Raw genomic sequence first — 13,561 nt, 5'->3', positions numbered from 1 at the left:
GACTGACATGCCCACCATGGACGACGTCGCTCGGATCGCCGGAGTGTCGGTATCGACGGTGTCGCACGTGCTCAACGGAACTCGTAAGGTCAACCCGGCCACCCGGCAACGCGTCGACGCTGCCATCGTCGAGATCGGATACCGGCGCAACGTCGTGGCGCGTTCTCTCGCGGCCGGTCGAACCCACACGGTGGGGCTGTCGATCGCGGCGCTGACCAATCCGTATTTCGGCAGCCTCGTCTATGCCGTCGAGCAGCGGTTGTCGGAGGCCGGCTACGTGCTGATTCTCGGTGACTCGCACGACGAGCCGACGTCGGAGCGGCGCGTCACCGATTCTCTGCTGGACCGTCAGGTCGACGGCATGATCCTTGCGCCTGCGGCCGGCTCGGAGGAGTCGACGATTCCCGAGATCATGCGCAGCGGAACACCTCTCGTGCTGATCGACCGTATGCTGGATATCTCGTGCGATCAGGTGGGCCCGGAGAACGAGCAATCCGCGTACGAGCTGACGGCCCATCTGCTCGACGCCGGTCACGAGCGAATTGCGATCGTCCGCGGAATCGACGGAATCTCCTCCACCACAGAGCGTTTCGCAGGTTATGCCAGGGCGCTCGCCGACCGGGGAATCGATGTCGACCCTCGGTTGATTCTCGAAGGCAGGTCCAACGTCGAGGTGGCCGAGACGCAGGTACGTCGACTGCTGACGGGCGCGGACCGGCCTTCGGCATTGGTGTCGATGAACAACTCGATGACCATCGGTTCCCTCAAAGCAGTTCGCGGCCTTGGTTTGTCGATCCCCGACGACCTGGCGTTCGTGTGCTACGACGATTTCGAGTGGTCCGATCTGTTCGAGCCGCGCCTGACGGCCGCCGCGCAGGACGTGCAGACCATCGGCAGAACCGCCGCCGACCTGTTGATCGGTCGAATCGAAGGCCGTGACGACGCGCCGCGGTCCATTTCGGTACCGACTACGTTCACCCACCGCAATTCGTGCGGCTGCGCTGCAGCAACACGCTGAAGACCAACCGCACCCGAAAGAGAGAACAGCCCATGCCGATTGCCAGTCCGGAACAGTACGTCGCCATGTTGGACCGCGCGAAGGAGGGCGGGTTCGCGTACCCGTCGATCAACGTCACCAGCTCACAGACCCTCAACGCGGCGCTGCAGGGATTCGCCGAAGCCGAGAGCGACGGCATCATCCAGGTGTCGGTCGGCACCGCGCTGTACCTGTCCGGCAATGCCGTGCAGAACCGCTTCGCCGGCTCCAAGGCGCTCGCGCAGTACGCCCACGAAGTGGCGCAACACTATTCGATCTCGGTGGCCCTGCACACCGATCACTGCCCCGCAGAGAACCTCGACGATTGGGTGCGCCCACTGCTGGCCGACGCGATCGAACGACGCTCGCGCGGCCTGGCACCGCTGTACCAATCACACATGTGGGACGGCTCCGCTGTGCCGCTCGACGAAAACCTGCGTATCGCACGGGAACTGCTCGATCTGTCGGTCCAGGCCGACACCATTCTCGAGATCGAGGTGGGAGTGATCGGCGGGGAAGAAGACGGGGTGTCTCACGAGATCAACGAGCAGCTGTACTCCACCGTCGACGACGCCCGCGCCACGATCGCCGCGCTCGGTGCAGGCGAGCGTGGTCGCTACATGACGGCGCTGACCTTCGGCAATGTCCACGGTGTCTACAACCCGGACTCGGTACATCTACGTCCCGAGATTCTCGACGAGATCCAGTCGGTCGTCGGTGCCGAAACCGGAAAGGACAAGCCGTTCGATCTCGTCTTCCACGGTGGATCGGGCTCGAGTGCCGCCGATATCGCGTCGGCAGTGGCCAGCGGGGTGATCAAGATGAACATCGACACCGACACCCAGTACGCGTTCACACGGTCCATCGCCGGCCACATGATCGGCAAGTACGACCAGGTTCTCAAGATCGACGGCGAGTACGGCAACAAGAAGGCCTACGACCCCCGATCGTGGGGCAAGCCGGCCGAGTCGGCCATGGCAGCACGCGTGGTCGAGGCAACCCAGATGCTCGGCTCGGTCGGACGCACGATGCGGTGAAGTTTCTCGGTCGAGTGTGTAGAAATCGGCCGACCGGCTCCGTCCCAGGGGCGAATGCAGAAAGAATGACTGCATCCGACGCTAGGAGACATCATGGCCAAGTACCTCATGCTCAAGCATTACCGCGGGGCCCCCGAGCCTGCCGGCTGGATTCCGATGGACCGGTGGACTCCGGCCGAAGTGCACGACCATATCCAGTTCATGCAAGACTTCGCCGCCGAGCTCGAGAAGACGGGCGAGTTCGTCGACGCGCAGGCCCTGGCCCCCGAGGGAACATGGGTGCGGTCGGACGGGGCCGGAAAGCCCCCGGTCACCGACGGTCCGTTCGCGGAGACCAAGGACTTGATCGCAGGTTGGATGGTCATCGACGTCGAGTCCTACGACCGCGCACTCGAACTCGCCGGGCAGCTCTCGGCAGCACCCGGTGCCGGTGGTGAGCCGATCGGCGAATGGCTCGAGCTGCGTCCGTTCATGGAGGCCCCCGCCACGATCGACGAGTGACGGCACTGGTGGATCCTTACCTGCTGCGGATGCTGACCCCGTCCGTGATCGGCGTTCTCGTCCACCGCGGAGCAGATTTCGCGGCGGCCGAGGACGCCGTCCAGGAGGCGTTGGTGCAGGCGGCCTCGGTGTGGGGAGCGTCGGCAGAGGCGGGTGACGCGCCGTCCGACCCGAAGGGGTGGCTCGTCACCGTGGCGTGGCGCAAATTTCTCGACTCCCAGCGATCGGAGAAGGCTCGACGGGATCGAGAGAACCGGGTTGCGGCCGAGCCGGAACCGGGCAGTGTCCACGGCGTCGACGACACACTGCAGTTGTTCTTCCTCTGCGCGCACCCGGTGCTGACACCCGCAGCAGCGGTAGCGCTGACGTTGCGTGCCGTCGGGGGTCTGACGACGCGGCAGATCGCGCAGGCGTATCTGGTGCCGGAGAAAACCATGGCCCAGCGCATCAGCCGAGCCAAACGGGCGGTGCGTGACGTCCGTTTCGACGCTCCGGGTGACCTCTCGACGGTTCGGCGGGTGCTGTACCTGGTGTTCAACGAGGGGTATACCGGCGACGTCGATCTCGCGGCCGAGGCGATCAGGTTGACGAGGCAGCTCGCGACCCTGTCCGACGACGCGGAGACCGCTGGACTGTTGGCGTTGATGGTGTTGCACCACGCCCGGCGCGCTGCGAGAACCGGATCCGACGGCCGGCTGATTCCCTTGGCCGAGCAGGATCGGTCGAGCTGGGACACCGTCTCGATAGCCGAGGGAATTCGAATTCTGCAGGCGGCGCTCGCTCGGGATCGGCTGGGCGAGTTCCAGATACAAGCCGCCATTGCCGCCCTGCATGCCGATGCGCAACGGGTCGAGGACACGGACTGGGTACAGATCGTCGAGTGGTACGACGAGTTGCTCGCGATCACCGACAGTCCGGTAGTACGGCTCAACAGAGCTGTCGCGGTGGGGGAAGCGGACGGCCCGGCCGCCGGACTCGCGGCGCTCGCCGCCGTCGATTCCGCAGTACCGCGGTACCACGCGGTGGCTGCGCATCTGCACGAGAAGGCCGGCGATCTCCGGTTGGCGGCCGAGCTGTTCGTGCGTGCGGCCGAGTCGGCGTCCTCGGTGGCCGAGCGGCATCATCTGACGCTGCGCGCCACTCGAATTCGTACCGCAGGTTCGTAGAGATACCGGGAAACAGCGAACGGACCGGGCGGTTTTGTAATCGGATCGTTAGCGGTCGAAAGCGGAATTCGTGCAACCCTCGTATGGTGCTGATGTTGCCTGTGGGACAGATGAGAAAGAAGCTGACGCGATCCACCGCGGTGGTGACGGCGGCCGTACTGGCGTCGATAGTGTTGGCCGGAAACGCGGCGCAGGCGCTGCCGGGCACTACCGGATCGGCCGATGCGGCAGTCGGGGCCGTCGGAATCCACCAGGTGTCGGCAACGCGCGCGGTGCTGAACGTGTTCTCTCCGTCCATGAATCGGGTCATCTCCAACGAGGTGCTGCACTCGCCCGGAGGTGGTCCCGCGCCCACGCTGGTTCTGCTCAACGGTGCCCTCGGCAACGAGGACGGGGTCGGCTGGCTCAACAACTCCGGCGTCGAACAGTTCTTCCTCGACAAGAACGTCACCGTCGTCGCACCGATCGGCGGTCGGTTCAGCTTCTACACCGATTGGCTGACAACCGATCCGGTGCTGGGGATCAACCTCTGGCAGACCTATCTGAGCCGTGAACTACCCGCGGCCGTGGACGCTGCTTACGGCTCGACGGGCAAGCGCGGCGTCGCGGGCCTGTCGATGAGCGGTGGCCCGGCGTTGGATCTGGCGATCCAGGCTCCCGACGTGTTCGACGCGGCCGCGTCGTTCAGCGGATGCCCGGCACCGTCCAATCCGCTTGCCACCGCAGGCATCTCGGCCATGATCGCCGGCGGACTCAACAACCCGTTCAACATGTGGGGGTTGCCGGGAAGTCAGGGATGGCGAGACCACGACCCGTCGCTCAATGTCGAACGACTTCGTGGAACGGCGGTGTACGTGAGCTCGTCACGCGGTGCGCCCGGCGCCGTGGATCGCATTCCCGACGGTGCCGTTCCGCCGTTCGGCGGCATGGCGGTCGAAGCGATGGTCAACTACTGCACGTCCATCTTCGTCGACGCCCTGCGTCGGGCCGACGTTCCGGCGACGGTATCCATGCGCGACGAAGGTGCGCATACCTGGCCGCTGTTCGAGGACCAGTTGCGAGAGGCCTGGTTCACCACACTGGCTCCGGCTCTGGGAACCAGCTGATTGCGCCGACGCGCTCGTGGGTAAGTGTCGATGGACAGACCACCGACGAAGGGATCACCGGAACATGTCGAAGGACGATTTGCACAAGGGCGACAAGGTCGAATGGCAGACCCACGGAACTACCACCGAGGGAACGGTGCAGGAGAAGATCACCTCCGAGACCGAAGCCGCCGGCCGCAAGGTCAAAGCCTCGAAAGACGACCCGCAGTACCGCGTCGAAAGTGACAAGTCCGGAAAGGACGCAGTGCACAAGCCCGAATCGCTCGACAAGAAGGACTGATCTCGCTCCGTAAGCTTCTCGAAAGTTGCTCCTGCTGACGATCTGTACCCTCGGCTGGGACGGATCGTCACTTTGGAGGCAACGATGGGGACGACCCCGATGCGGATTGTTCGTGCACGTTCGCGTCTCGGTCGGTGGGGTAGCGGTTGCCGCACGGGGAGGGCTCTTGTCGCTACGGGGACGCTGGCGATCGTGTCCGTACTCGTCGTGGGCTGCGGCGTGTTCTCCGGGGACTCGACCACGGACACGGACACACCGTCTGCAGTGACCTTCACCGGGCAGATCGAGTCTCCCGACAAGCTCTGCCTCGATGGAAGTGACACCGACACCGTCCGTCTCGCGACGTGCAACGGAACGCCGGCACAGCAAGTAGTCGCCGAGGCCGACGGCACGGTTCGGTCGCAATCGCAGTGCCTGGTGCCGAAGAACGGCGAGGCCGCAGCCGGTGTACCTGTTGTCCTCGGGAGTTGCGACGACAGTGCGGTCGCCGGTTGGACGGCGGGCGAATCCGGTGCGATCGCTCTGACGGGCACCGGCCTCTGTCTCGCGGACGACGCACGGCAGACCTCTCGGCGTGTGGCCGTGCTGGCCGAATGCGACGGCTCGTCGGTGCAGACGTGGACACCGGTAGCGGCCGCAGAACCGACCGCCGACAACCCCGGCGGAATTGCTGCACCCACCGGGGATCTGCCCGGCTGGAAGCAGATATTCGTCGACGAGTTCACCGCCCCGTCCGCCACCGGCAGTTGGTCCAATCAGTGCGACCCCTCGAAGGTCGTCTACACCGGAGCCGAGGGCCAGCGGTGGCGCACGTATCCGTCGTGCTATCCCGACACCTACGACAAACGGCCGTATCGGCCCGATGCAGTGCTGTCCACTGCCGACGGCGCTCTGCAGTACCACCTCGGTCAGGTCGACGGCGTTCCGGCCGGAGCGAGTATCTCCCCACTGATCGGTGCCGACCAGTATCAGACGTACGGACGATATTCGGCGCGTCTGAAAGTCGATTCACCGGATCTGTCCGAGTACTACGCGGCATGGCTGCTCTGGCCGCAATCCGAGAATTGGCCGTACGACGGCGAGTTCGATTTCCCGGAAGGTGCGCTGTCGGGCAACGTCGGTGGGTTCCATCATTTCTCGGGCGAAGGCTCGTGTGCCGACGGGTGCAAAACGCCCGCCCTCGACATCGGCGCGCAGTTCACCGACTGGCACACCTACACCATGGAATGGTCACCGGGAAGGATCCGGTACCTCCTCGACGACACGGTCGTGTTGGACTCGACCGACTTCGTACCGTCCACACCGATGCGATGGGAGCTGCAGACCGAAACCAAGGGGGACGGAAACAGTGAGGGCAATCTGATCCTGGACTGGGTCTCGGTCTACTCCTGGAACGGCTGATACGCGGCCCGCGCCGAGCGCTCGGCACCCCAACTGCGTTCGATGTAACCGACGATCGTGTCGATGTCCGCGTTCGAAATCTTCTCCGGCTCACCTTTTTCCAACGGATCCGTGTGGAAGATGTACAGGCGAGACGCGAATTGCTCGAACGGTAACGAGCCTTCGCCCGCGCGTTCGCCGTTCCCTGCCGTTCCGACGACGACTCCGTCACCCCAATCCTGCCCACTGTCGTTGTTGGGATTGAAGAAGTAGACCCGCATGACGCCGTCGGGATCGGGGGCAACACGCAGAATGGCGATGGCGTGCCACCCCACATACCGTGCAGCGCTGTCGGTTACGGCCACCCCGGCGGGTTGCGGGTGGATCAGCGGCTGATGGCCGTTGTACTCGGGGTGATAAGCGGCATGGAACTGCCGCAGGAAACCATCGAGATCGACCAGATTTCCGGTCGCGACGTCCACGTCGATATGGAACTCGCGGGCCGACCACCACCCGTGGAACTCGGGATTGACCCAGCGATGCGGATCGCCCGGTCTGTCGGCGCAGCGTCGGACCATCTCGGCGTAGATCCGGTCCAGGTGCGGAACCAGAATCAGCGATGCCGGGTCCAGATCGACCGGATCCGAGGTCGCGACACCACTTTCGCTGTCGACGGACGAGATCGACTGGCCCTCGAAGTGCATGACGATCTCTTCGTCTCGTGCCGCCCACACCACCATCTGCAGCAGGTAGTCGGGATCGTTGTAGGCCCACATCGACAGCGCGCGCGCCGACTGACACGTGGGATTGTCGCCCTGGCCGACACCGAGCGGTTGTCCGAGCATGGAGAGCAACCCACCGAGCAATCGCGACTCCGGTGCCGGAACCGGACCGAAAGTGGTGATCAAGCGTTCTCGCACTGCGGGCGCGAGGGTCAGCGATAGCTGACGCCACAGGGACGGCACGATCGGCGGCTGATGCAGGATTCCGCGGTCGAGGAGCAGTGCCAATCCGTAGAGACTTTGCGCCGTCTCGGGATACACGGTTTCTTCGATCAGACGGTGGACCAATTCCGGGTAGCGAGTGAGGCACGTACGCCCGGTGTCGGACAGCCCCAAGGCCTCGGGCAGGACATACGAGTAGTGGTCGACGAGATACTGCGTGAGTGTGGCGTGGTACGGCGAAACGAGACCGGTGTCGTGCATCGCCCGTGCGAAACCGCGGGCCTCGAACTGCAGTGCCTCGACGTCCATGGCCTCGAGCCGGTTGCGGTAGACCTCCACGCCCGGGTCCTCGCGGCATGCGTCCGTGGTGCCGAACAACGCCGTGGTCAACCGATCGAGTCCCTGACCGGACGTGCCGAGATCGACGGTCGGGTCGTCGCGATAGATCGCAATGCGCGTGACCATGGACTTGATGGTGTCGACCTGGATCGGACGCTGACGCAGAATCCGCCAGATCTCCTCGAGCAACTCGTCCAGCACACTGTCGTAACCGATCTCCCCGGCAACGTAGCCGAAGAGATCGCGGATCAGGTGTGCTGTCCGCCCCGAACGGACTCGCTCCGATTCCGAGGGCGGGGTGAACAACACCTCGAGGTTCAACGCGAGTACCTGGGAGAGGAAGCGTCGCGCATCGTCGGCGGTGACTGCGGGATGCTCGTACTCACCGGCGACGATCGCGACCATCCGCAACTCGCTGGCTGCTTCGAGAACCACGGTGTCGTCGTTGCCACTGCGCAGGCTCGGACCCACGAACGCGGGAACGAGAATGTCCGGCTGCGCCCAGTCAGTACCGGCGAACAGCCCGGCGTTCTCCAGCACCGCGGCGCGTTCGCGTACCGCGCCACAACCGCCGGGCTGCAACAACACTCGGTGAACAGAATCCAGAACCCGTCGCACCTTGGTGCTCTTGCTGAACTCCGGTGCGGCGGCCAGCGCGTCGACGGCGTGATCGAGTTGCGCCAGCCGCGACACCAGAGCCTTGTCGATCGGTGCAGCGTCGTTCATCGTCTGCGTCGTGGGTTCGTGGTCGTTGCCGAGTTGCTGCTTCACACGTAGAAGTCCAGTTCTTCCTGTTGCTTGAGCAGGTCGCGCATCCGGTACGGATCATCGCCGAAGAAGTACAGCAAGCCCCAGTGGGTACCGAAAGCCGTTCTCTTGGTGACGGTTTCCTCGACCGGTGCCGACAGGTCGTTGGTCTCGTAGTAGTCGTCGTCGGCGGTCGCGTCGGGGATGACGAGATCGCTCACGACGCGTCGCCGTGGGTACACCCCGAAGCAACCCGCGTGACCGGTGGCATCGACCACCTCGCGCGGGAAGAAGGCGTCGATTTCTTCTTCGGTGGTCTTCGGGTCGAAGGCGAGAGCCAGGCCCTGGTACGCGTTGAAGCCGTACGCCCGCTCGAGGAGCTCGAACACCTTGAAACCTGGTGGACGATAGGCGACTTCGCCGAAGTACATTTCTCCGTCGCTGGTGACGAAGTACTCCGGATGAATGAACCCGAACTCGATGTCGAACGCCTTGATGAGCTTCTCGATCTGCACCGTGATCTGCTCGCGATACTTCTCGAGTTCCGGCGTCGCGGGAACGAAGACGGAGTATCCGAGCGTTACGTACTCGGAGATGTTGAGGAACTTGATCTTTCCGTTGTGGATCCACGCCTCGACGGCGAACTCCCAGCCGTCGAGATGCGACTCCATCAGTACCGGGAACTCCTCGTCCGGGATGGAGTCGACTTCGTCGGGAGTCCGAATGACGCGGTGGCCCAGGCATCCTGCCTTGTCGAAGGCCTTGAGGTGGATGGGGTCGTTCGGGTCACCGTCGAGTTTGAGCAGCGTCTGGTTCACCCGGCGCAGAAAGCGGATAACGTCCTCACGATCGTGCGCTTCCTCGAAGATGCCGACACGAATGCCACCGAGCTGTGCACGGCGCTTCATCAGCGCTTTGTCTCGGAGCAGCATCGCCTGGCCGAACAACCTCGGATTGCCCAGCAGTACGGAGTTGATGGCCCCGGCCCACTCGACTGTCTCCTCGTACAGCGGTATCGCTACATCGACGCCTTTGTCTCGGAGAGTCTCCGCGATCTCGAGGGACCTGTCGTTGAGTCGCTCGAAGTTCCACGGTAGGTACGGAATGTCATGCTCGGTGCAGTACGCCTCGGCCCACTCTGGCGCGACGACGACGTAGCGTCGATCGAACGCGTCCAGGGCTTCCACTGCGGCCAAACTCCAGCCCAGCAGCGCTACGAAGCCTTTGTTCGGGTCTTTCTCCAGCCTCTGTGGCCGATCCATGAAGTTCCTTTCCCTTGTGATGCGCGGTCGAGGTCCTTCGCTCCACCGTACAGAGGGTGTTCGGTGCCGCTTTCCGGACCCGGTGCTCGGGAAGCCGCGATGCTGTGCGCACCGTCCCTCGAATTGTCGCGCCGGATCCTGCACGGGGCTGGCGATGCGCTCGTTTGCCAGCGAAATGATCGATATGACGTCCTAAAAAGTCCAGATGCATGATTTGCTCGACAATTCGATTCGCGTGAATAGATTTTCGATCCGGAGCAACTAGTTTAATATTTAATCGCTAATTCGTACCGGTCGTATTTCTTTCAATTACGCCTCTGACCTGGCGTTTCAGGGTGAATGCGAATTCACTGCGCAATGTCTGAATCATCCCTATGATTCGAGATGCCGGCAATCAATTGTATTTATCCGCCGTGTATCCAATGCGATGTTCGGTCTCTCGAAGGATGAAACCATGACTGTTTCGGGCCGTGCTGTTCTGAAGCGTTCCTTGGTGACGCTCGGAACCACCGTATTACTTTCGGCTTTCGTAGTTCACGCGCCACAGGCCGCGGCCGCCACCTCGGGACAGATCAAGACGCCCGCAGGGTTCTGCCTGGACAACAAGGGCGGTCTCACCGGACAGAACAATCCCGTCCAGATCTGGGATTGCAACGGTACCGGCGCGCAGACGTGGACCGGTACCGAGGACGCCACGATTCGAGTGCAGGGCCGATGCTTGTCGCCGGCATCGGGCTACGCGGCGGCCGGCGTCGCGTTGACGACGTGGGCGTGCAACGGCAAGCCCGCGCAGCAATGGTCGATCCGTGGGGACGGCTCGATCTCGTTGCTGCAGAAGACCGGCCTGTGCATTCAGAATTCGCGTGAGGTCAACGGAAACCGACCGGTGTTGGCGAAATGCAACGGGTCTGCTGCTCAGAAGTGGATCACCGCGACCACGCCGTTTCCGACGACGCCCCCGACGACGCCACCCCCCACGACGCCACCGACCACTCCGTCCACCACGCCCAGTGGGGTAGCCGCGCCGGTGGGCGACCTACCCGGTTGGAAGCAGATCTTCGTCGACGACTTCGCGAAGCCTTCCGCCGTCGGCAGTTGGGCCAACGACTGCGATCCCACCAAGATCGTCTACGTCGGTGCGCAGAATCAGAAGTGGCGCACGTACCCCAAGTGCTACAAGGACACCTATCAGAAGCGCCCGTACCGAGCGGACGCCGTGCTGTCCACGCACGACGGCCTGCTCGATTACGGATTGCACAATGTCGACGGTGTCCCGGCCGGTGCCAGCGTCTCGCCGGTGATCAACGCGGCAGGGCAGAATCAGACATACGGACGATACACAGCGCGATTCAAGGTCGATTCGGCAACTCTGGCCGAGTACTACGTTGCATGGCTGTTGTGGCCGCAGTCCGAAAGATGGCCTGCGGACGGCGAAATGGACTTTCCCGAAGGAAGTCTCGCGGGGCAGGTCGGCGGATTCCATCACTACTCGGGTGCCGGTTCGTGCGTCGGCGGCTGCCAGGACGTCGCTCGGAACATCGGCGCGAACTTCACCGATTGGCACACGTACACCATCGAATGGTCCCCGGGCCGCGTTCGCTACATCCTCGACGACACCGTGGTTCTGGACAGCACCAAGTGGGTTCCCTCGGGTCCGATGCGCTGGGAACTGCAGACCGAGACCAACGGCACCGGAAACAGCAACGGGCATCTGTTGCTGGACTGGGTTTCGGTGTACAGCTGGGTAGGCTGACCCGACCGCGTACCCAACCGACTGGGGCGTGCCATCGAGAGAAGGGGAGCGTCGATGACGGTCGACAAAACCGGTGCCGAAGTCGAGATCGCCCAGCAGGCAGACAGGTTCACGATTTCGGTCGAGGGCACACAGGTCGGCTTCACCGAGTTCGCCGACGACGAGCAGGGCAGGCGCGTCTTCTTCCACACCGAAGTGGATGCGGCCTACGGCGGACGTGGCCTGGCCACGATCGTCGTTCGGCACGCGCTCGACGCGACGCGTTCCGAGAACAAGCACGCCGTTCCGATCTGTCCGTTGGTGGCCGCGTTCGTCGGCGAACATCACGAGTACGACGACATGGTCGAGCCCGTCACGGACGATATTCGGCAGTGGCTGGCCGACCAGCAGGGATGATTCGTCGACCGACCGCTGGCCACGTGGGACGATCTGCAGCATGACCGATCCCGGACACCGCCCCGGCGGCACACATCTCTACCGTCGGTTGGTCACCCGGTCCGACGGCCCCTTGTCGCCCGTTCGGGCGGCCAGGAGGCTCTCGGCGTACATCTACGGCAACATCCTGGTCCTCGCCGCGGTTGCCGCCTCTACGCCGAGTTCCATCGGGCACGGGACGGCGGCCGTTCTCGTAGCGGCCACTGCGGCAACGACTTTTCTCGCGCATGTGTTCGCAGATTTCGTCGCCGGGAGCCAGATACCGGAGGCGCACGGTGATGCAACAGACGAACAGCGCACATTCGAGGCCATCGAGGAATTCCGGGATGCAGTCCCCATTCTGAGCTCCGGGACGTTTCCGGCGGCGATGCTGGCTCTCGGGTGGCTGTCGGTGCTTCCGGCGCAATGGGCCGAACTGCTGGCCGGTGCGGTGATCGTCGTACGAATCGCCACCATACCGATTGTCACGGAACGAATTCGCGGGAACCGTCCGACGTTTCGGGCCCTGGCGATCGGGCTCGCCACTGCCGTCGTCGCGGCGCTCATCGTGCTGGCGAAAGTCTTCTTGGGCCACTAGCTGCCCCTCGTGGACGGATCAACCGCCGAACTCTGCGTGCAGCTCCGGCAGAAACCCTGCGAGATGGTTCATCTCCTGTCCGCAGTGCAGCAGCAGATCTCGGGCGAGGTCGAGTCCGAGAACGAGGTCGCCCGGATCCACGGACGCACCCCGGCGAACTGCGCACACGGCCTGCTTCGGATCGGGAACGTGCAATCCCCGTTGGTTCAGATAGAACCGGCTGCGCATCTCGGCACCGCCCTGCACCGGCCGAACCTGATGGGCGAGCCAGCCCAGATCCACCGGTGCGATGGAACTTCCCACTCGGCCGAAGACGACCGTTTGGTCTGCGGGAACGTCGAAACCGTGCGCAACAGGGTCACGGAAGCCGATACCCAGCTGCTGAAGCTTCGGGCCGACGTACTCGTCGACGAACGATGTGTTGCCGATGTACTTCGCCCTGTCCGGTATCGCGTGGGCCGTCCGGTCCTCGGCGAGCGCGGCGTGGAGGTGGGCATCGGGGTGCCACAGTTTGTAGCGGGCCGCCTCGGCGGAATGCCAACCAAACCACCAATCCCACATCGCTGCCGTGACCCGGGGCATCGCGGTGTGCACCGCCACGAACGTCATGCCGTCGGCGCGTCGTCCGTAGCCGGTTTCGATCGCCGAATATCCCGTCGGCGCGAGATCGGTTGTGATGGAATCGAAGTGCGGGACCCACTCGGGCGCTATCGGCGGCCCCCCGACTGCGTCGGTCACGACGGCCGGTGCCGGTGTCGTCCGTGCGGCGAAGAAATGGGCATAGGGCCGTCCTCGGTCGATGTCGCGGTAGCCCTGGTACCGCTCGCCGCAGTCTTCACTCGAACCGGTGCCGGGAGTTGCGACCGCTCGTGCCGCGGGGCCGAACACAGCCGTGGCTGCAGCCGCGGCGGCACCCACCATCATTCGTCGTCTCGACGGGCCGCGGCTCATCGGGCGGGGTTCCTCAACATCGGTTGAGACTATGACGTGACTTCGGC

Annotated in this window: 13 protein-coding genes; 10 read left to right on the top strand and 3 right to left on the bottom strand. The window is 63.9% G+C overall.

Features of this window, described 5'->3' with window-relative positions:
• Positions 1–7 precede the first annotated feature (7 nt).
• From JLZ96_RS08820 to JLZ96_RS08790, 7 genes are all read left to right on the top strand, one after another.
• On the top strand, positions 8–1,018 hold the full coding sequence (locus JLZ96_RS08820) for a LacI family DNA-binding transcriptional regulator (protein ID WP_201009863.1): 1,011 nt from the start codon (positions 8–10) through the stop codon (positions 1,016–1,018).
• 32 nt (positions 1,019–1,050) lie between these two features.
• On the top strand, positions 1,051–2,073 hold the full coding sequence (gene fbaA / locus JLZ96_RS08815; RefSeq protein WP_027495733.1) for a class II fructose-bisphosphate aldolase: 1,023 nt from the start codon (positions 1,051–1,053) through the stop codon (positions 2,071–2,073).
• A 93-nt stretch (positions 2,074–2,166) separates the two neighbouring features.
• The gene (locus JLZ96_RS08810; RefSeq protein WP_032366806.1) at positions 2,167–2,574 is read left to right on the top strand and encodes a YciI family protein; all 408 of its coding nucleotides are present in this window, start codon (positions 2,167–2,169) and stop codon (positions 2,572–2,574) included.
• A gap of 8 nt (positions 2,575–2,582) precedes the next feature.
• On the top strand, positions 2,583–3,740 hold the full coding sequence (locus tag JLZ96_RS08805) for an RNA polymerase sigma factor (RefSeq protein ID WP_201010689.1): 1,158 nt from the start codon (positions 2,583–2,585) through the stop codon (positions 3,738–3,740).
• Between the two features lie 110 nt (positions 3,741–3,850).
• The gene (locus JLZ96_RS08800; RefSeq protein ID WP_179274253.1) at positions 3,851–4,846 is read left to right on the top strand and encodes an alpha/beta hydrolase family protein; all 996 of its coding nucleotides are present in this window, start codon (positions 3,851–3,853) and stop codon (positions 4,844–4,846) included.
• Positions 4,847–4,910: 64 nt separating this feature from the next.
• Positions 4,911–5,126, top strand: a complete 216-nt coding sequence (locus JLZ96_RS08795; protein ID WP_027495736.1) for a DUF2945 domain-containing protein — start codon at positions 4,911–4,913, stop codon at positions 5,124–5,126.
• Between the two features lie 192 nt (positions 5,127–5,318).
• Positions 5,319–6,527, top strand: coding sequence for a ricin-type beta-trefoil lectin domain protein (locus JLZ96_RS08790; protein ID WP_236253867.1), 1,209 nt, complete (start codon positions 5,319–5,321; stop codon positions 6,525–6,527).
• On the opposite strand, the gene JLZ96_RS08785 is transcribed toward JLZ96_RS08790, so the two are convergent.
• Complete coding sequence (locus tag JLZ96_RS08785; protein ID WP_057473939.1) at positions 6,509–8,515, bottom strand: hypothetical protein; 2,007 nt, start codon at positions 8,513–8,515, stop codon at positions 6,509–6,511. The two genes, JLZ96_RS08790 and JLZ96_RS08785, sit on opposite strands and share 19 nt — an antisense overlap.
• 41 nt (positions 8,516–8,556) lie before the next feature.
• A complete protein-coding gene (locus JLZ96_RS08780; RefSeq protein WP_032399260.1) occupies positions 8,557–9,798 on the bottom strand; it encodes an acetyl-CoA carboxylase biotin carboxylase subunit family protein in 1,242 nt (413 codons plus the stop codon).
• 454 nt (positions 9,799–10,252) lie between these two features.
• On the opposite strand from JLZ96_RS08780, the gene JLZ96_RS08775 reads away from it, so the two are divergent.
• Genes JLZ96_RS08775 through JLZ96_RS08765 form a run of 3 tightly spaced genes read left to right on the top strand, consistent with a single transcriptional unit; the run spans position 10,253 to position 12,563 of the window.
• Positions 10,253–11,551: a glycoside hydrolase family 16 protein gene (locus tag JLZ96_RS08775; protein ID WP_201009861.1), complete on the top strand. Its 1,299-nt coding sequence runs from the start codon at positions 10,253–10,255 to the stop codon at positions 11,549–11,551.
• Positions 11,552–11,605: 54 nt separating this feature from the next.
• Positions 11,606–11,947 carry a GNAT family N-acetyltransferase gene (locus tag JLZ96_RS08770; protein ID WP_032366803.1) on the top strand — a complete coding sequence of 114 codons (342 nt, stop codon included), beginning with the start codon at positions 11,606–11,608 and terminating at the stop codon, positions 11,945–11,947.
• A gap of 40 nt (positions 11,948–11,987) precedes the next feature.
• A complete protein-coding gene (locus JLZ96_RS08765) occupies positions 11,988–12,563 on the top strand; it encodes a hypothetical protein (RefSeq protein WP_201009860.1) in 576 nt (191 codons plus the stop codon).
• A gap of 18 nt (positions 12,564–12,581) precedes the next feature.
• Here the strand turns inward: JLZ96_RS08765 and JLZ96_RS08760 are convergent, their stop codons facing one another.
• Entirely contained in the window at positions 12,582–13,514 is a 933-nt protein-coding gene (locus JLZ96_RS08760) for a DAPG hydrolase family protein (protein WP_236253866.1), read from the bottom strand.
• Between the last annotated feature and the right edge of the window lie 47 nt (positions 13,515–13,561).

It is taken from the genome of Rhodococcus sp. NKCM2511 (genome assembly GCF_014905595.1).
GTDB lineage: Bacteria > Actinomycetota > Actinomycetes > Mycobacteriales > Mycobacteriaceae > Rhodococcoides > Rhodococcoides fascians.
This window is presented reverse-complemented; position numbering and strand designations above follow the sequence as displayed.

Coding starts and splice junctions, on each gene's coding strand:
- JLZ96_RS08820 (WP_201009863.1), top strand. CDS start 8: ATGCCCACCATGGACGACGTCGCTCGGATCGCCGGAGTGTCGGTATCG.
- fbaA (WP_027495733.1), top strand. CDS start 1,051: ATGCCGATTGCCAGTCCGGAACAGTACGTCGCCATGTTGGACCGCGCG.
- JLZ96_RS08810 (WP_032366806.1), top strand. CDS start 2,167: ATGGCCAAGTACCTCATGCTCAAGCATTACCGCGGGGCCCCCGAGCCT.
- JLZ96_RS08800 (WP_179274253.1), top strand. CDS start 3,851: ATGAGAAAGAAGCTGACGCGATCCACCGCGGTGGTGACGGCGGCCGTA.
- JLZ96_RS08795 (WP_027495736.1), top strand. CDS start 4,911: ATGTCGAAGGACGATTTGCACAAGGGCGACAAGGTCGAATGGCAGACC.
- JLZ96_RS08785 (WP_057473939.1), bottom strand. CDS start 8,515: ATGAACGACGCTGCACCGATCGACAAGGCTCTGGTGTCGCGGCTGGCG.
- JLZ96_RS08780 (WP_032399260.1), bottom strand. CDS start 9,798: ATGGATCGGCCACAGAGGCTGGAGAAAGACCCGAACAAAGGCTTCGTA.
- JLZ96_RS08775 (WP_201009861.1), top strand. CDS start 10,253: ATGACTGTTTCGGGCCGTGCTGTTCTGAAGCGTTCCTTGGTGACGCTC.
- JLZ96_RS08770 (WP_032366803.1), top strand. CDS start 11,606: ATGACGGTCGACAAAACCGGTGCCGAAGTCGAGATCGCCCAGCAGGCA.
- JLZ96_RS08765 (WP_201009860.1), top strand. CDS start 11,988: ATGACCGATCCCGGACACCGCCCCGGCGGCACACATCTCTACCGTCGG.
- JLZ96_RS08760 (WP_236253866.1), bottom strand. CDS start 13,514: ATGAGCCGCGGCCCGTCGAGACGACGAATGATGGTGGGTGCCGCCGCG.